This is a genomic window from Piscinibacter gummiphilus, assembly GCF_032681285.1.
Lineage (GTDB): Bacteria > Pseudomonadota > Gammaproteobacteria > Burkholderiales > Burkholderiaceae_C > Rhizobacter > Rhizobacter gummiphilus_A.
In genome coordinates, this window is the sequence record NZ_CP136336.1 from 2,318,904 (window position 1) to 2,336,034 (window position 17,131).

The window sequence follows — 17,131 nt, forward strand, 5'->3', positions numbered from 1 at the left end:
CGCACGCAAGCTTTCAAAGGCCGGCCTCGTGTGCGGCCTTTTTTGTTTGTCCCGAATCCGCTTTCCGTTTCACTGAACCGATGAACGATCTCGATCAACTGGTGCAAGCTGCGCAGGCCGACTTCAACGAGGCCGCCGCACCTGCCGATCTGGAGAACGCCAAGGCGCGCTACCTCGGCAAAGCCGGGCGCGTCACCGAGTTGCTCAAGGGCTTGGCCGCGCTGTCGCCCGAAGAGAAGAAGACGCGCGGCGCCGACATCAACGCGGCCAAGCAGCGTGTCGAAGCGGCGCTCAACGCGCGCCGCCAGGCACTGGCCGATGCCGAACTGCAGGCGCAGCTCAAGGCCGAAGCGCTCGACGTCACGCTGCCTGGCCGCAAGCGCGGCATCGCTGGCCTCCACCCAATCACTCGCACGATGGAGCGCATCGAGGCCATCTTCGGCTCGATGGGGTTCGACGTGGCCGATGGCCCCGAGATCGAAACCGACTGGTACAGCTTCACCGCGCTCAACAACCCCGAGAACCACCCGGCGCGTTCGATGCAGGACACCTTCTACGTCGACATGAAAGACGCCGAAGGCCGCTGGCTCAACCTGCGTCCGCACACCTCGCCGATGCAGGTGCGTTATGCCCAGGCACATGCCAAGAAGTACGAAGGCCAGCCGAACATGCCCGACATCCGCGTGATCGCGCCGGGCCGCACCTACCGCGTCGACAGCGACGCAACGCACTCGCCGATGTTCCACCAGGTCGAAGGCCTGTGGATCGGCGAGAACGTGAGCTTCAAGGACCTGAAGTCGATGTACCTCGACTTCATCCAGGCCTTCTTCGAAACGACCGAACTCAAGCTGCGCTTCCGCCCCAGCTACTTCCCCTTCACCGAGCCGAGCGCCGAGATCGACATCATGTTCGAGCGTGGGCCGCTGAAGGGCCGCTGGCTCGAGGTCTCGGGTTCGGGCCAGGTGCACCCGCAGGTCGTCCGCAACATGGGGCTCGACCCCGAGCGCTACATCGGCTTCGCGTTCGGCTCGGGCATCGACCGGCTGGCGATGCTGCGCTACGGCGTGAGCGACTTGCGCCTGTTCTTCGAAGGCGACCTGCGCTTCCTCTCTCAATTCAAGTAATCCAGAGCAGACGACGAGATGCAATTTCCAGAGTCCTGGCTGCGGGAGTTCTGCAACCCGCCCCTCAGCACCGAACAGCTGGCCGACCTGCTGACCATGTCCGGCATGGAGGTCGAAGAGCTGCGCCCTGTCGCGCCGCCGTTCTCCAACGTGGTGGTCGCCGAAGTGCTGGAGGTCGCTCGCCATCCAAATGCCGACCGCCTGAACGTCTGCCACGTGCGCACCGGCAATGGGACAACGCTCAACATCGTCTGCGGCGCACCCAACGTGCGCCCCGGTATCAAGGTGCCATGCGCTTTGGTGGGTGCGAAGCTGCCGCCAGCGGAGGAGGGCGGGGCACCGTTCGAGATCAAGCTCGGCAAATTGCGTGGCGTCGAGAGCCAGGGCATGTTGTGCTCGGCCCGCGAACTCAAGCTGTCGGAAGATCACGGCGGCCTCTTGATCCTCGCCGACGATGCTCCCGTGGGGGCACCCATCCGCGAACATCTGAAGCTCGATGACACGCTCTTCACACTGAAGCTCACGCCCAACCTCGGGCACGGATTGAGCGTCTACGGCATCGCACGCGAAGTGGCGGCGTTGACGGGATCCCCTCTGCTGAAACCAGGCTTCCCGCAGGCGAAGGTGGTTCACTCGGACACACTGCCGGTGCGCATCGAAGCGGCCGATCTGTGCGGCCGTTTTTCGGGGCGCATCGTCCGCGGGGTCGACACGAAGGCGAAAACGCCCGCGTGGATGGTCGACCGCCTGGCGCGCTGCGGCCAGCGCTCGGTGACGGCGCTCGTCGACATCTCGAACTACGTGATGTTCGAGTTCGGCCGCCCGTCGCACATCTTCGACCTCGACAAGATCCACGGCGGGCTCGTCGTGCGCTGGGGACGCAAGGGTGAGCAACTCAAGCTGCTCAACGGCAACACGATCGAAGTCGACGAGCAGGTCGGCGTGATTGCTGACGATCGGGCCGTCGAATCGCTTGCCGGCATCATGGGTGGCGATGCAACTGCCGTGTCCGACGACACGCGCAATGTCTACGTCGAGGCCGCCTTCTGGTGGCCTGAGGCGGTGGCAGGCCGCTCGCGCCGCTACAACTTCAGCACCGATGCAGGCCATCGTTTCGAGCGCGGTGTCGACCCATCGCAGACCGTCGAGCACATCGAGCGCATCACGCAGCTCATCCTCGACATTTGCGGCGGCGAACCGGGCGCGATGGACGACCAGACGGTTCGATTGCCGGCACGCAAACCTGTGTCGCTGCGAATCGAGCGCGCGGCCAAGGTGATCGGCATGCCGGTCACGCAGGCGCAGTGCGTCGAAGTCCTGCGTCGCCTGGGCCTTGAGGTGAGCGAAGCTCCTGGCGTGCTGACCGTGACGCCGCCGAGCTGGCGCTTCGATCTGCAGATCGAAGAAGACTTGATCGAAGAAGTCGTGCGAGTGCTCGGCTATCAGAACCTGCCCGACACGCCGCCGGTCGCGCCGATTCGCGCCCATGTGCGCAGCGAGTCACGCCGGGGCGTGCATGCGCTGCGACACGCGTTGGCTGCGCTCGACTACCAGGAGACGATCAACTTCAGCTTCGTCGAGGAACGTTGGGAGCGTGAGCTTGCGGGCAACGACAACCCGATCCGTGTGCTCAACCCCATTGCCAGCCCGCTGTCGGTGATGCGCTCGGGCTTGATTGGCAGCCTGGTGTCGGTGCTGCGCTTCAACCTCGCCCGCAAGGCCACGCGGGTTCGCATTTCTGAGGTCGGGCGTGTGTTCAAGCGAGACGCGGCGGTGGCCGACGGTGCGGGCACGGTGGCGGGCATCGAGCAGCCCCTGCGCGTTGCGGGCCTGGCGTATGAGTCGGTCGACGAACTCCAGTGGGGCATCAAATCCCGGCAGGTGGACTTCTTCGATGTGAAGGGTGACGTCGAAGCGCTGTTGGCGCCGCGTGTTGCGCGCTTCGTGCCAGCGGCGCACCCCGCGTTGCACCCGGGGCGTTCGGCGCGGGTCGAGGTCGATGGCCGCGCCATCGGCTTCGTCGGTGAACTGCACCCTCAGTGGCGCCAGGCCTATGAGCTGCCGGGCACCCCGGTGGTGTTCGAGCTCGATGCCGCGGCCTTGATGGAGCAGCCTCTGCCAGTCTTCCAAGCCATTCCACGCCAGCAGTCGGCCTGGCGTGACATCGCGGTCATGGCGGGTGAGCAGGTGAGTCACGATGCCTTGATCGAGGCAGCCAAAGCGGCCAACTCGCAGCTGGTTCGCTCGGCGAAGCTCTTCGACGTCTACAAACCGACCACCTGTGCTTCGACCGACATGGCGGCCGGTGAACGCAGCCTGGCGCTGCGCCTGGAGATCCTCGACGACTCGACCACGATGACCGATGAGCGCATCGAATCGGTCAAGGCCGAGGTGGTGGCCGCGCTTAACCAGAAGCTCGGCGTTCGTCTGCGTGCCTGACCTACTGGATAACCCGAATGAGTACCCCCCCTCCAGAGAAAGCGCCCGACCGGGTGGTCCTCCCGACGCTGGAGACGCCCACGCTGACCAAAGCCGAACTGGCCGAGCTCCTGTTCGAGCGGCTGGGGCTGAATAAGCGCGAGTCCAAGGACATGGTCGAAGCCTTCTTCGACATCATCCACGGCACGCTTGTCGCGGGAGAAGACGTCAAGATGTCGGGGTTTGGCAACTTCAACATCCGCCGCAAGGCGCCGCGGCCCGGGCGTAACCCGCGTACCGGCGAAGCGATCCCCATCAAGGCCCGCAACGTCGTCACTTTTCACGCGAGCCACAAACTTAAGGGGGTTGTCCAAGGCGACATCCCTGCGGGAGACGACTTCGAGTAAAGTCTAGCTTTCTCTCCTGATCTTATTGATTTACATGGAGAAAGCGCTTCCCGCCATTCCAGCCAAACGCTACTTCACCATTGGAGAAGTGAGCGATTTGTGCGGCGTGAAGCCGTATGTGCTGCGCTATTGGGAACAGGAGTTCACGCAGCTCAAACCCATGAAGCGGCGGGGCAACCGCCGCTACTACCAGCACCACGAGGTGCTGCTCATCCGCCGCATACGCGAGCTGTTGTATGAGCAGGGCTTCACCATCAGCGGCGCCCGCAACCGTCTGACCGAGTTGGTCCACAGTCGGGGTGAGCCGGCTTCGGCGCACGACAGCAAGGAACCCGATGGGCTCGACGAGGGCGAAACGGTGGGGGCCGATGAAATGGCCGCTTCGGGCCCCGACGAGCCCGTGCCTGTTCCCGAAGTCATCACCACCGAGGTTTCGATGGGGCAGATGCGACAGGAGCTGATCTCCATTCGCGGACTGCTCGTCGTCTGAGCTGGAGCGCAGTTTTTTCAGGCTATACTGCGCGGCTCGTCGGGGTGTAGCGCAGCCTGGTAGCGCACTTGCATGGGGTGCAAGGGGTCGCGAGTTCGAATCCCGCCACCCCGACCATTGAACAGCACAAGCCCGGTACCGAAAGGTGCCGGGCTTCTTGCTTTCCAGCGGCCAAAGAAAAAGGGCTCCAACGGAGCCCTTTGTTTGTGCGGTGCCGCTTACTGGCTGGCCGCGCTTGCAGCCGCTGGCGCAGCCGGCGCTGAGGCCATCGGCGCCGTCGCCTCAGGCATTGCCGCCGCAGGTGCTGATGCGGCGGCGGGCGTGCTGTGCGCGGCCGTGCTGCTGGTCGCTGCAGTCATCGGCAGCAGCGGCACGATCAGCAGCGCCACGATGTTGATGATCTTGATCAGCGGGTTTACCGCGGGGCCGGCTGTGTCCTTGTAGGGGTCGCCCACGGTGTCGCCGGTCACGGCCGCCTTGTGCGCATCGGAGCCCTTGCCGCCATGGTGGCCGTCTTCGATGTACTTCTTGGCGTTGTCCCAGGCGCCGCCGCCGGTGCACATCGAGATGGCGACGAAGAGGCCAGTCACGATGGTGCCCATCAGGAGGCCGCCGAGGGCCGCCGGGCCGAGCAGAAGGCCGACAAGGATCGGCACGACCACCGGCAAGAGGCTCGGCACGATCATTTCCTTGATCGCCGCAGTGGTCAGCATGTCGACCGCCTTGCCGTACTCGGGCTTGCCGGTGCCTTCCATGATGCCCTTGATGTCGCGGAACTGGCGGCGCACTTCCTCCACCACCGAGCCCGCCGCACGGCCCACGGCCTCCATCGCCATCGCGCCGAAGAGGTAGGGGATCAGGCCGCCGATGAAGAGGCCCACGATCACCATGTGGTTCGACAGGTCGAAGCTCACGTGCATGCCGCGCGATTCGAGCGCGTGCGTGTAGTCGGCGAAGAGCACGAGTGCGGCCAAGCCGGCCGAGCCGATGGCGTAGCCCTTGGTGACCGCCTTGGTGGTGTTGCCGACGGCATCGAGCGGGTCGGTGATGTCACGCACGCTGTCGGGCAACTCGGCCATCTCGGCGATGCCACCGGCGTTGTCGGTGATGGGGCCGTAGGCGTCGAGCGCCACCACGATGCCGGCCATGCTGAGCATGGCGGTGGCCGCAATGGCGATGCCGTACAGACCAGCCAGCCAGTACGACACGACGATCGCGATGCACACGAAGATCACGGGCCAGGCGGTCGACTTCATCGACACACCGAGGCCCGCAATGATGTTGGTGCCGTGGCCGGTGGTCGAGGCCTGCGCGACGTGCTGCACCGGCTTGTAGTCGGTGCCGGTGTAGTACTCGGTGATCCACACCATCGCCGCGGTGAGCACGAGTCCTACCACGCAGGCACCGAAGAGCGACATCGCGCTTAACGTGCCGCCGCCCGCCAGCGCGACCGGCGCCGGGAACATGGTGCGCGCCACGAAGAAGAAGGCGATCAGCGAGAGCACGCCCGCGACGATGAGCCCGCGGTAGAGCGCCGGCATCACGTTCTTCATGCCGGGCGAGGCTTTCACGAAGCTGCAGCCGATGATGGACGCGATGATCGAGACGGCGCCCAGCACGATCGGGAACACGACTGCGTTGATCGCGCCACCCGTGACCATCAATGCACCGAGCGCCATGGTGGCGATCAGCGTCACTGCATAGGTCTCGAACAGGTCGGCCGCCATGCCGGCACAGTCACCGACGTTGTCGCCCACGTTGTCGGCGATCACCGCGGGGTTGCGCGGGTCGTCTTCGGGGATGCCGGCTTCGACCTTGCCCACCAGGTCGGCACCGACGTCGGCGCCCTTGGTGAAGATGCCGCCGCCGAGACGCGCAAAGATCGAGATCAGCGACGAGCCGAAGGCGAAGCCCAGCAGCGGCTTGAGCAGCGTCGACAGCGTGCCGTCGGCGACGGGCTTGCCGCCGTTGAGCAGGTAGAGCAGGAACACCGTCACGCCCAGCAGGCCGAGGCCCACCACCAGCATGCCGGTGATCGCGCCGCCCTTGAACGCCACGTTCAACGCCGGGCCGATGCCCTGCGTCGCGGCCTGCGCGGTGCGCACGTTGGCGCGCACCGAGATGTTCATGCCGATGAAGCCGCAAGCGCCCGAGAGCACCGCGCCGACGACGAAGCCGGCGGCCGTCGTCACGTCGAGGAAGATGCCGATGAGCACGGCGAGCACCACGCCGACGATGCCGATCGTTCGGTACTGGCGGGCCAGGTACGCCGCGGCGCCCTGTTGGATGGCACCCGCGATCTCCTGCATGCGGGCGTTGCCAGCGTTCTGGCCCAGGATCCAGCTTCTCTGAACGAAGCCGTATAAAACTGCGGCAATGCCGCAGGCAAGCGCAAAGTAAAGCGCCAGGTTCGTCGACATCAGTGGGACTCCTCTTATCGGTTGTTCAAACACGTGAGAGAGACTGCGCCAGGCACTACTTCACCCCGGGGGCGGGGTACGGCCGGGTCTGCGGCGCATGCTACGGGATGACCCCGACCCTGGCAAACGAAGCCCGCATGGTGTTTTCCATCGGTCATTCAAAGGGCGTGCGCGTGGGTTCGCGTAAGGATGTGGCGGCTACACTCCGGGTTTTCCCGCGCATTACGACTAGAGACCGAGACCATGAGCCTTCACAACGTCACCCCCGGCGCCAAGGCGCCCGAGCAGTTCAACGTCATCATCGAAATTCCGATGAACGCCGACCCGATCAAGTACGAGGTCGACAAGGAAAGCGGCGCGATCTTCGTCGACCGCTTCATGACGACGGCGATGCACTACCCCTGCAACTACGGCTATGTGCCGCAGACGCTGTCCGACGACGGTGACCCGGTCGACGTGCTCGTGATCACCCCGTTCCCCCTGACGCCTGGCGTGGTGGTCACCTGCCGCGCCATCGGCGTGCTGAAGATGGAAGACGAAGCCGGCGGCGACAGCAAGGTGCTCGCCGTGCCCATCGACAAGATCCTGCCGATCTACACCCACTGGCAGAAGCCGGAAGACATCAACCAGATGCGCCTCAAGGCCATCCAGCATTTCTTCGAGCACTACAAGGACCTCGAAGCCGGCAAGTGGGTGAAGGTCGTGGGCTGGGAAGGCCCCGAGTCGGCCCGCCAGGAAATCGCGAATGGCATCGCGGCCTACAAGCCCGGCAAGTAAGCCCAGGGTTTTGTATGGATGACAAAGAAGGGAGCTGCGGCTCCCTTTTTTCATGCCGGAACTCGGGGCATGGACCCGGCTCTACACTGGCCTTCCGTTGAGTTGAGAGGTGCCGATGCTGCGTCGATTCTGGTGGGCTGCTATCCATCTTGTGTTGTTGGCTTTCGTGCAGCCCGTGCTGGCCCAAGCGCTGCCCGCCGGCGTGAGCAAGGTGCAGTCGGTTGAAGGCATCACCGAGTACCGCCTCGCCAACGGTCTGCAGCTGCTGTTGATCCCCGACGACGCCAAGCCCACCACCACGGTCAACATGACCTACCGCGTGGGCTCGCGCCATGAGAACTACGGCGAGACCGGCATGGCGCACCTGCTGGAGCACCTGCTCTTCAAGGGCACGCCGAAGACGCGCAACGCACTCGGAGAATTCACCAAGCGCGGCCTGAACGCCAACGGCAGCACGTGGTTCGACCGCACCAACTACTTCGCGAGCTTCGCCAGCAACGACGAGAACCTGAAGTGGTACCTCGACTGGCAGGCCGATGCGATGGTCAACAGCTTCATCGCCCGCAAGGACCTCGACACCGAGATGACGGTCGTGCGCAACGAGATGGAGATGGGCGAGAACAGCCCCGAGCGCATCCTCTTCGAGAAGACGCTGGCCACGATGTACCAGTGGCACAACTATGGCAAGAACACGATCGGCGCCCGGGCGGATGTGGAGAACGTCGACATCCCGCGCCTTCAGGCCTTCTACCGCCAGTACTACCAGCCCGACAACGCGACGCTCATCGTGGCGGGCAAGTTCGATGCTTCCAAGGTTCTGGGCTGGGTTCAGCAATCCTTCGGCAAGCTGAAGAAGCCCACGCGCAAGCTGCCGACGCAGTACACGCTCGACCCGGTGCAGGACGGCGAGCGCAGCGTGACGCTGCGCCGTGTGGGGGGCGTGCCCTTGCTGATGGCGGCGTATCACGTGCCGGCGGCGGCGCACCCTGACTTTGCGGCCATCGAGGTGCTGAACCAGAGCCTCGGCGACACACCCTCGGGCCGGTTGCACAAGCGGCTCACCGCGAAGCAGCTCGCCGCCGGCACGTATGCGTTCTCGCAAGGCCTTGCGGACCCTGGCTTTGCGATCTTCGGTGCGCAGCTTGCACCGGGGCTCGACGTGGACAAGGCCCGCAATGAGCTGCTGGCCACGGTCGAGTCGATCGCGAAGGAGCCCATCACCGAAGAAGAGCTGAAGCGCGCACAAGGGCAGTGGCTCAAGGCCTGGGAACAGGCCTTCACCAACCCCGAGACGGTGGGCGTGTCGCTCAGCGAATCGGTGGCGCAAGGCGACTGGCGGCTTTTCTTCCTTCTGCGCGACCGGGTGCGCGATCTCAAGCTTGCTGATGTGCAGCGCGTTGCCGTCGAGCGCTTGCGGCTGTCGAACCGCACGCTCGGCACCTACCTGCCGGTGGATGCGCCGGCACGTGCACCTGCGCCGGTCAGGCCCGATGTGGCGGCGGAACTGAAGAGCTTCAAGCCGCAGGCGGCGGCCGCCGCGGTGCAGGCCTTCGACGCAACGCCGGCCAACATCGACCGGCTGACGCAGCGCTTCGACATCGGTGGCCTGAAGGTCGCGGTGCTGCCCAAGGGCGCGCGGGGCGGTGCGGTGACCGCACTCCTGACGCTGCGCTTCGGCGACGAGAAGACGCTCTTCGGCCAGGGCGAGGTGCCCGAGTTCGTGGCCGCGATGCTCGACAAGGGCACGGCGACGCTGTCGCGCCAGCAGATCCAGGACAAGCTCGATGCGCTCAAGACCGAAATGCGCATCGGTGGCGGGGGCGGTGTCGTGACCGTGAGCCTGACCTCGCGCCGCGACACCTTGCCGGAGGCAATTGCCCTCGTGGGCGACGTGCTGCGCAACCCGTCGTTCCCGCCCGAGGTGCTCGATGAACAGAGGCGTGCGGCGCTGGCCGACATCGAGCAGCAGCGCAAGGAGCCCGAAGCGCTGGCGGACAACGCGGTGTCGCGTGCGATGAACCCTTACCCGCGCGGCGACGTGCGCTACACCAGCAGCTTCGACGAGATGGTGGCCGACATCAACGCCGTGACTGTCGACCAGCTGAAGGCCTTTCACAAGCGCTTCTACAGCGTGGCGCGCAGCGAGTTCGGCGCCGCGGGCGATCTCGACGTGGCGGCCGTGCGCTCGGCGCTCGAGAAGGCCCTTGGGGGCTGGACCGGTGGCGAGCCGTACACGCGTGTGCCGCGTCCGCTTGCACCGGTGAAACCGCAACGCCTGCAACTGCCCGCGCCCGACAAGCAGAACGCGACGCTGCTGGTCCGCCAGAGCGTGCCGCTGTACGACCTCGACCCCGACTACCCGGCCTTGTCGATGGCCAACTACCTGCTCGGCACAGGTGGCCAGTCGCGCCTGTGGAAGCGCATCCGCGAAGACGAAGGCCTGTCTTACGACGTGCGCACCGGCATCCTCTGGAACAGCCACGAGCCGCACTCGATGCTGCAGGGCAGTGCGATCTTTGCGCCACAGAACCTGGCGAAGGTCGAAGCCGCCTTCCGCGAGGAGCTGACGCGGGCGCAGAAGGACGGCTTCACCGCCAAGGAACTGGCCGAAGGCAAGCGGGGGCTGCTCGCATTCCGCCGCCTCTCGCGCGCGCAGGACCGCAACCTCGCCGCGGCGCTGGCAACCAACCTCGACCTCAACCGGACCTTCGAGGTCTCGGCGCGCGTCGACGAGGCACTGGGCAAGCTGACGCTGGAGCAGGTGAACGCCGCGCTGCGCAAGTACGTGAAGCCCGATAGCTTCGTGACTGCCGTCTCCGGCGACTTCAAGCCTTGAACGGCTGGCGCTCGTTGAGCTCGTCGAGGTAACTCTCGACGCCGGCGCCTTCGCGCGCCAGGAAATCGGCCACGGCTTGCGCGAACTGCGGGTGTGCCAGCCAGTGGGCCGACCAGGTCTGCACCGGCAGCAGGCCGCGTGCCATCTTGTGCTCGCCTTGTGCGCCACCTTCGAAGCGCTGGTAGCCCTGCGCGATGCACCAGGCGAGCGGCTGGTAGTAGCAGGCCTCGAAATGCAGGCAGGAGATGTGCTCGGTCGCGCCCCAATAGCGGCCATAGGCTGCGCGGCGCTCAGGGTCGATGGCGATCAGCGACGCGGCGATGCGTTGGCCGTCGCGCCGGGCGATGAAGAGCAACCAGTTCTCGGCCATCGTATCGGCCATGCGCTGGAAGAAATCGCGCGTGAGGTAAGGCGACGAGTGGTGCTCGCGGTAGGTGCGGGTGTAGCAGCGGTAGAAGAAGTCCCAGTCCTCGCGTGAGATCTCCGTGCCTTGCTGCGCGGTGAAGGTGACGCCGGCCTCGGCGACCTTGCGGCGCTCCTGCTGGATCTTCTTGCGCTTCTCGCGCTGCAGGCCGGCCAGGAAATCGGCGAAATCGGCGTAGCGCTGAGGCTCGCGGTTCTGCCAATGGAACTGGACGGTGCTGCGCATCATCCAGCCGGCCTCTCGTGCAGCTTGCTGGTCGGCCTCGTCCAGGAAGAGCACATGGGCCGACGAGAGCTTCGCATCCACGGCGATCTGCGTCATGCCACGCAGCAGCACCACGCGTGATGCTGCATCCCGCGCCAGCAGGCGAGGGCCGGGCACCGGCGTGAAGGGCACGGCACTCAGCAGCTTGGGGTAGTAGCGCAGGCCGTGGCGCTGGTACGCATCGGCCCATGCCCAGTCGAACACGTACTCGCCGTAGGAGTGCGACTTCAGGTACAGCGGGCAGGCGGCGACGAGCGCATCGCCGTCGTGCACGGTGAGGAACTGCGGCTGCCAACCGGTCTCGTCCACCGCACTCTTCGATTCGTGCATGGCCACCAGGTACTCATGGCGCATGAAGGGTGTGGCGCTCACTTGCTCAGCCAACAGTGCGTTCCATTGCGCGGCGTCCACATCACGCGGGTGGTCGTGGACCCGGATGACATAATTCTTCGAGCTTCTTTCCTCACGCATATGTCATCGAACGCCAGGGTCAAGGTCGCACTCGCGCAGATCAACGCAACGGTCGGCGATCTGGCCGGCAACGCCCGCAAGATCGTCGAGTTTTCGCGGCGTGCACACGCGCAGGGCGTGCAACTGGTGCTCGCCCCCGAGCTCGCGTTGTGCGGCTACCCACCCGAAGACCTGCTGCTGCGCCCGGCCTTCATGCAGTCGTGTGCGCAGGCGCTCGCCGAGTGCGCGCAGGCGCTGGCCGATCTGCCGGGGCTGCATGTGGTGGTGGGGCATCCGCATCAATGGGGTGAGCGCGGTGATGTTAGGTCGAAGTCGCATGCCGTGCAGCAGCGCTACAACGCGGCCTCGGTGCTCGAAGGCGGCCGCGTCGTCGCAACCTATTGCAAGCGCGAGTTGCCGAACTACCAGGTGTTCGACGAGCGGCGCTATTTCGCCTCGGGCCGCGATGCGGGGCAGGGCGCGCTGGTGATCGACGTTGGCGGCCTGAAGTTCGGCATCAACATCTGCGAAGACGCCTGGTTCGATGAGCCGCCGCGTGCGGCCAAGGCGGCCGGTGCGCAGGTGCTGTGCGTGCTGAATGCTTCGCCCTTCCACTTGGGCAAAGTGGCCGAGCGCGAGGAGCGCATGCGCCGCTGCGCCCAAGACATCGGCATGCCGGTGCTGTATTCGCACCTGACCGGCGGGCAGGACGAAGTCGTCTTCGACGGCGCGTCGTTTGCCCTCGATGCGAGCGGGCGGGTTGGCGCCCGTGCGCCGTTTTTCGAGGAAGCGCTGTTGGTGGTCGAGGTCAGTGCGAGCGAAGTGCAGGGTGCTGTGGCGCCCGTGCCCGAGATCGAGGCGCAGGCCTGGGGCGCTCTCGTGACGGGCGTGCGCGACTACATCGGCAAGAACGGCTTTCCCGGCGTGCTGCTCGGCCTGAGTGGTGGCATCGACTCCGCGCTGGTGCTGGCCGTGGCCGTCGATGCGCTCGGCCCGGAGAAGGTGCGCACGGTGATGATGCCGTCGCCCTACACGGCCGACATTTCTTGGATAGACGCGCGCGACATGGCCGAGCGCCTGGGCGTGCGATACGACGAGATTTCGATCGTGCCCATGTTCGAAGCCTTCCGGCAAAGCCTGGCAACGGAGTTTGCCGGCCTGAAGGAAGACACGACCGAAGAGAACATCCAGGCGCGTGTGCGCGGCATCCTGCTGATGGCCTTGTCCAACAAGTTTGGGTCCATCGTGCTGACCACTGGCAACAAGAGCGAGATGGCGACCGGCTACTGCACGCTTTATGGCGACATGGCCGGCGGCTTCGCTGTCATCAAAGACGTGGCAAAGACGCTCGTCTATCGCCTGGCGAACTGGAAGAACGCGCAGGGCCAAGAGGTGATTCCCCAGCGCATCATCACGCGCCCGCCATCGGCCGAGCTGCGCCCTGACCAGAAAGACCAGGACAGCCTGCCACCCTACGAGGTGCTTGATGCCATCCTGCAGCGCTACATGGAAGAAGACCAGAGCATCGAGGAGATCGTGGCGGCCGGGTTCGCGCCGGCCGACGTGGAGCGCGTCACCCGCCTCATCAAGATCAACGAATACAAGCGCCGGCAGTCGCCGGTGGGCATTCGCATTACCCATCGTGCCTTCGGTAGGGATTGGCGCTATCCCGTGACCTCGAAGTTCCGCGCTTAAACTACGCTCATCTTTTTTTGCTGCCCCGGAGTCCGTCATGAAACAGATCACCGCGATCGTGAAGCCCTTCAAGCTCGAAGAAGTGCGTGAAGCCCTCGCCGAGGTTGGCGTGACGGGTCTCACCGTGACCGAGGTCAAGGGCTTCGGCCGCCAGAAGGGCCACACCGAGCTGTACCGCGGCGCGGAATACGTGGTCGACTTCCTGCCGAAGGTGAAGGTCGAAGTGGTCGTGAAAGACGGCGACGTCGACCGCTGCATCGAGGCCATCGTGAAAGCCGCCAAGACCGGCAAGATCGGCGACGGAAAGATCTTCGTCACGGCGGTGGAGCAGGTGGTGCGCATCCGCACCGGCGAGACCGACGAAGCGGCCGTCTGAGCCTTCTCTTCTGCAATGAAGGAAGCCCGCTGCGAGCGGGCTTTTTCTTGGGTCAGATTTTTCGGTAGTCGTCGGGCGCGGTGGCGGCTCTTGCGTCGTTCGACAGACGATCAAGCAGCTCGGTCGGGTCCGATGACGATTGCAGCAGCGGGCGCTGTGCAGGGAGCACGAAGCCTTGCGCCACGCTGTGGTCGAGGAAGGCCAGCAACTGGTCGTAGTAGCCCTCGACGTTGAGCAGTCCGACCGGCTTGTCGTGGTAGCCGAGCTGGCGCCACGTCCACGCCTCGAACAGCTCTTCGAAGGTGCCGATGCCGCCCGGCAGTGCGAGGAATGCGTCGGCGCGCTCGGCCATCATCTGCTTGCGCTGGTGCATGGTGTCGACCACGTGCAACTCATGCAGGCCGGTGTGGCCATGCTCGCGGTCCATCAGCGATTTCGGGATCACGCCGACGACCCGGCCACCCGCGGCCAGCGTGGCGTTGGCCACTGCACCCATCAGGCCGGCGTTGCCGCCGCCGTAGACCAGTTGCCATCCACGTTCGCCGATGATCGTGCCGACGCGGCGAGCGGCGGCTTCATAGCCCTCGTGCAGCCCAACCTTGGAGCCGCAATAGATGCACAGCGAGAAGCGGCTCACAGGAACCGATGCCACAGCGCGGCCGCCCACATGCTGCCGCACAACACGAGCGAGAGGAACACGGCCGCACTGGCCAGGTCCTTCGCGCGTTTGGAGAGGTCGTGCAGCTCGAACGACACGCGGTCGACCACCGCTTCGATGCCCGAGTTCAGCAGCTCCACGATCATCACCAGCAGCACGCTGCCGGCCAGCAGTGCCACTTCGACCCAGCTTCGGCCCACCCAGAACGAGGCGGGGATCAACACGACGGCCAGCCAGGTTTCCTGCCGGAAGGCGCTTTCGCCGCGATAGGCCGTCTTCAGGCCGTCGAACGAATAGCCAGTGGCGCGGACGATGCGGTCAAGGCCGGTGCGGCCCTTGAAAGAATTGCTCATGGGCCGCGATTGTGCCCGGCGAAACCGATGCTCTATGCGACGGCAGGCTTGCCGGCATCGACCGTGACGAGGCGGGTGCCGCACAGGGCGTCGTGCCAGAACTGGCGCTGCGGGTGCAGCAGGGCGAGCAGGCCATACGCAGCGATGCCGATGGCCACGGCCGCCATCGTCGTGCTCGGCGGCCAATGGTTGACCTTCGCCAGCACGGCCGCAGGCGCGATCCACAAGGCGCATGCGGCGTAGCGCAGGAGGGCACGGCCGATTCCCAGCCGCTCGCCGCGGCTCGTCACGAGCTGGATGCGCCAGGTTTGCATGGGCAGGGTCTGGCCGCGGCGCGTCCAGAACCAGACGAAATAGAGGCCGTAGACCGCAATGCCCACCCCTTGGAGAAGCACGTCGCGCGAGGTGGCCGAGGCAAGCCCGGTGATTTTCAGCAGCAGCGTGCCAATGGCGCCCGAGACGAGGCCGACACCGAACAACAGCAGCGATTCATAGAGCAGGCAGGCGAAGCGGCGGCGCAGGCTGGGCGCCTGCCATTCGCCGCCCGTGGCGGCCGGGAGAAGACTCATTGGCGGGAAGGCGCTGAGGCGGGAGCCGCGGCGGATCGGGTCGCTGCACCTTGCGGGCCACGCTTGGGCAGCAAGGTCGATTGATCGACGAAGCCCGAGGTCACCGCGATCTTCGGCAGGCCCGCGGGTTGATGGGCGGGTGGGTTCGGCCGCTTCGTGATCAGGTTGGTGGTGGCGCCAGGGCGGGCCTGCGCAACCGTGGGGGCGACTGGCTTAGGCTTGGGGGCGTAGGACGGGTTAGGCACCACGTTCGACTTCCGGCTCGAGTCGGCGGTGACGTCGTTGTTCGGCTTGCGCGCAGGCGGCACGGCCTTGGCCGCGAGTTGCTGGCGCTTCTCAGGGGGCAGCGCGTTGTACTCGTCCCACTTGGCCTTGCGCTCCTGGGCAGGCACCTGTTGGGCTTCGCGGAAATTCATGCGGGCCTGGCCGCGCTCGCGCGGTGTCAGCGTGGCCCATTCCGTCATGCGAGTCTGCACGCGGGCCTGTTCGGCGGGCGACATCGTGGGAAAGCGGTCGGCGATCTCCAGCCACTTCGAGCGGCGCGGGCTGTCGATGCGGCCCCACTCGGCTTCGAGCGGGCGCAGCGCCTGCCGCTGGCTGGGGCTGAGGGAAGACCAGGTCACGCCACCCGCAGGAGCCGCCTGCGCACCTTTGGTGTTCGATGGGATCGAAGTGGTCTGGGCCACGCTTGGCAGGGCCAATGCGGCGAGTACGGCTGCTGCGAGCGCCAAACCACAGAAAGCGCTGCTGCGCCGCGTAAGACGATCGAGGCGAAAGAGTGGGGTCACGATCGCGACTCCGGTCAATCGCGAGGAGTTTTCAGAAACTCCACGAAGCCGGGATCGCTGTAGGCCGCGGGGGGAAGGTCGTCTGCGAGGATGGACGCGTCGATCTCAGCCGCAGCCGCAATCTGGCTCTGCGTGTGCAGACGCTGGATCAGCACCAGACCGCCTACCAACGCCACCAGCGGCAACCATGCGGCAAGCTGCATCCACCAGCCGGAGCCTGCGGGGGCACCCAACGTGAGGTTGCCGTTGCCGTTGACCACGGTGGCAGAAGCCGCGCTCGTGGTGGAACGAGCTGCCTGGGCGCACTGCAGAGCCTGCTCGCGAGCGAAGCGCAGCCGCTCGGTCACGTCTTGCGGCAGCTCGGCGGCCTTTTCCGTCAGCCGAGCGGTCATGCGCAGAGCAAGCCGGGCCTCAAGGGCTTCCAGCTCGGCGGGTGCGTAAGGACGAAGTTCGGTGCGGTTCATAGCTCAATTCCCTTTGCCTTCAGGGCATCGGCCAAGGCGTGCACTGCGCGAGAGCAGTGGGTCTTGACGCTTCCCTCCGAGCAACCCATCACGGCGGCTGTCTCGGCGACATCGAGTTCCTCCCAGTAACGCAGCAGGAAGGCTTCTCGTTGACGGGCAGGCAGCCTAGCCACTTCACCATCGATGGCAAGCATGATTTGCGCCCGGGAAACCGAGTCAGCTGCACTTTCTGCAGCAGGAGAGTCATTTTCGGCCGCCAGAGTTTCCAGCAGATCGAAATCTCCGTCCTCGGATGAGGATTCGTACTCGGAAAAATTGCGGACCACCGCGTTGCGCACCTTCTGGCGGCGGAACCAGTCCATGGTGGCGTTGGACAGGATGCGCTGGAAGAGGAGCGGGAGCTCAGCCGCCGGCCGGTCGATGTACTTTTCGGCCAAGCGGATCATGGAGTCTTGGACGATGTCGAGTGCGGCATCGTCGTCCCGAACGGCATACGCGACGCGCTTGAAGGCACGTCTCTCAACGCTTTTCAGGAAATCCGAGAGTTCTTTGTCAGATGCCAAGGGGATGCCCGGGGGCCGGCAGCTCGAAAACCGGCGGGATTATGGCACTCGCGCA

Annotated in this window: 16 protein-coding genes and 1 tRNA gene; 9 read left to right on the forward strand and 8 right to left on the reverse strand. The window is 65.4% G+C overall.

Going from position 1 to position 17,131, the window contains the following annotated elements:
• Window positions 1-80: 80 nt before the first annotated feature.
• The 5 genes from pheS (at window position 81) to RXV79_RS10915 (ending at window position 4,556) form a co-directional block, all read left to right on the forward strand.
• Window positions 81-1,124 (forward strand): phenylalanine--tRNA ligase subunit alpha, encoded by a 1,044-nt coding sequence (gene pheS, locus RXV79_RS10895; protein WP_316703452.1) that lies wholly within the window; start codon window positions 81-83, stop codon window positions 1,122-1,124.
• Window positions 1,125-1,142: 18 nt separating this feature from the next.
• The gene (pheT, locus tag RXV79_RS10900) at window positions 1,143-3,563 is read left to right on the forward strand and encodes a phenylalanine--tRNA ligase subunit beta (protein WP_316703453.1); all 2,421 of its coding nucleotides are present in this window, start codon (window positions 1,143-1,145) and stop codon (window positions 3,561-3,563) included.
• Window positions 3,564-3,580: 17 nt separating this feature from the next.
• Entirely contained in the window at window positions 3,581-3,949 is a 369-nt protein-coding gene (locus RXV79_RS10905; protein WP_316703454.1) for an integration host factor subunit alpha, read from the forward strand.
• A gap of 34 nt (window positions 3,950-3,983) precedes the next feature.
• Window positions 3,984-4,439, forward strand: coding sequence for a MerR family transcriptional regulator (locus RXV79_RS10910; RefSeq protein ID WP_316703455.1), 456 nt, complete (start codon window positions 3,984-3,986; stop codon window positions 4,437-4,439).
• A gap of 40 nt (window positions 4,440-4,479) precedes the next feature.
• Window positions 4,480-4,556, forward strand: a tRNA-Pro gene (locus RXV79_RS10915).
• A 101-nt stretch (window positions 4,557-4,657) separates the two neighbouring features.
• Here RXV79_RS10915 and RXV79_RS10920 read toward each other — a convergent pair.
• On the reverse strand, window positions 4,658-6,859 hold the full coding sequence (locus RXV79_RS10920) for a sodium-translocating pyrophosphatase (RefSeq protein WP_316703456.1): 2,202 nt from the start codon (window positions 6,857-6,859) through the stop codon (window positions 4,658-4,660).
• A 243-nt stretch (window positions 6,860-7,102) separates the two neighbouring features.
• On the opposite strand from RXV79_RS10920, the gene ppa reads away from it, so the two are divergent.
• Window positions 7,103-7,636, forward strand: coding sequence for an inorganic diphosphatase (gene ppa, locus RXV79_RS10925; protein WP_201803906.1), 534 nt, complete (start codon window positions 7,103-7,105; stop codon window positions 7,634-7,636).
• A 115-nt stretch (window positions 7,637-7,751) separates the two neighbouring features.
• Window positions 7,752-10,472: a M16 family metallopeptidase gene (locus RXV79_RS10930; protein ID WP_413816676.1), complete on the forward strand. Its 2,721-nt coding sequence runs from the start codon at window positions 7,752-7,754 to the stop codon at window positions 10,470-10,472.
• Here the strand turns inward: RXV79_RS10930 and RXV79_RS10935 are convergent.
• Window positions 10,462-11,631: a GNAT family N-acetyltransferase gene (locus RXV79_RS10935; protein ID WP_316703458.1), complete on the reverse strand. Its 1,170-nt coding sequence runs from the start codon at window positions 11,629-11,631 to the stop codon at window positions 10,462-10,464. The genes RXV79_RS10930 and RXV79_RS10935 overlap by 11 nt on opposite strands.
• Here RXV79_RS10935 and RXV79_RS10940 point away from each other — a divergent pair, their 5' ends adjacent.
• Window positions 11,632-13,305 (forward strand): NAD+ synthase, encoded by a 1,674-nt coding sequence (locus RXV79_RS10940; RefSeq protein WP_316703459.1) that lies wholly within the window; start codon window positions 11,632-11,634, stop codon window positions 13,303-13,305.
• A gap of 37 nt (window positions 13,306-13,342) precedes the next feature.
• Window positions 13,343-13,681: a P-II family nitrogen regulator gene (locus RXV79_RS10945; RefSeq protein WP_201803898.1), complete on the forward strand. Its 339-nt coding sequence runs from the start codon at window positions 13,343-13,345 to the stop codon at window positions 13,679-13,681.
• A gap of 52 nt (window positions 13,682-13,733) precedes the next feature.
• Here RXV79_RS10945 and RXV79_RS10950 read toward each other — a convergent pair whose 3' ends face one another.
• From RXV79_RS10950 to RXV79_RS10975, 6 genes are all read right to left on the reverse strand, one after another.
• Entirely contained in the window at window positions 13,734-14,333 is a 600-nt protein-coding gene (locus tag RXV79_RS10950; protein ID WP_316703460.1) for an LOG family protein, read from the reverse strand.
• Window positions 14,315-14,692, reverse strand: coding sequence for a diacylglycerol kinase (locus RXV79_RS10955; protein WP_296719852.1), 378 nt, complete (start codon window positions 14,690-14,692; stop codon window positions 14,315-14,317). Before RXV79_RS10955 ends, RXV79_RS10950 begins: the two co-directional genes overlap by 19 nt.
• Window positions 14,693-14,724: 32 nt before the next feature.
• Window positions 14,725-15,261, reverse strand: a complete 537-nt coding sequence (locus tag RXV79_RS10960) for an RDD family protein (protein WP_316703461.1) — start codon at window positions 15,259-15,261, stop codon at window positions 14,725-14,727.
• The gene (locus tag RXV79_RS10965) at window positions 15,258-15,947 is read right to left on the reverse strand and encodes a DUF3106 domain-containing protein (RefSeq protein WP_316703462.1); all 690 of its coding nucleotides are present in this window, start codon (window positions 15,945-15,947) and stop codon (window positions 15,258-15,260) included. Before RXV79_RS10965 ends, RXV79_RS10960 begins: the two co-directional genes overlap by 4 nt.
• Before the next feature lie 116 nt (window positions 15,948-16,063).
• Window positions 16,064-16,513 (reverse strand): DUF3619 family protein, encoded by a 450-nt coding sequence (locus tag RXV79_RS10970; protein ID WP_316703463.1) that lies wholly within the window; start codon window positions 16,511-16,513, stop codon window positions 16,064-16,066.
• A complete protein-coding gene (locus RXV79_RS10975) occupies window positions 16,510-17,076 on the reverse strand; it encodes an RNA polymerase sigma factor (RefSeq protein WP_316703464.1) in 567 nt (188 codons plus the stop codon). The genes RXV79_RS10970 and RXV79_RS10975 overlap by 4 nt, the downstream gene beginning before the upstream one ends.
• Between the last annotated feature and the right edge of the window lie 55 nt (window positions 17,077-17,131).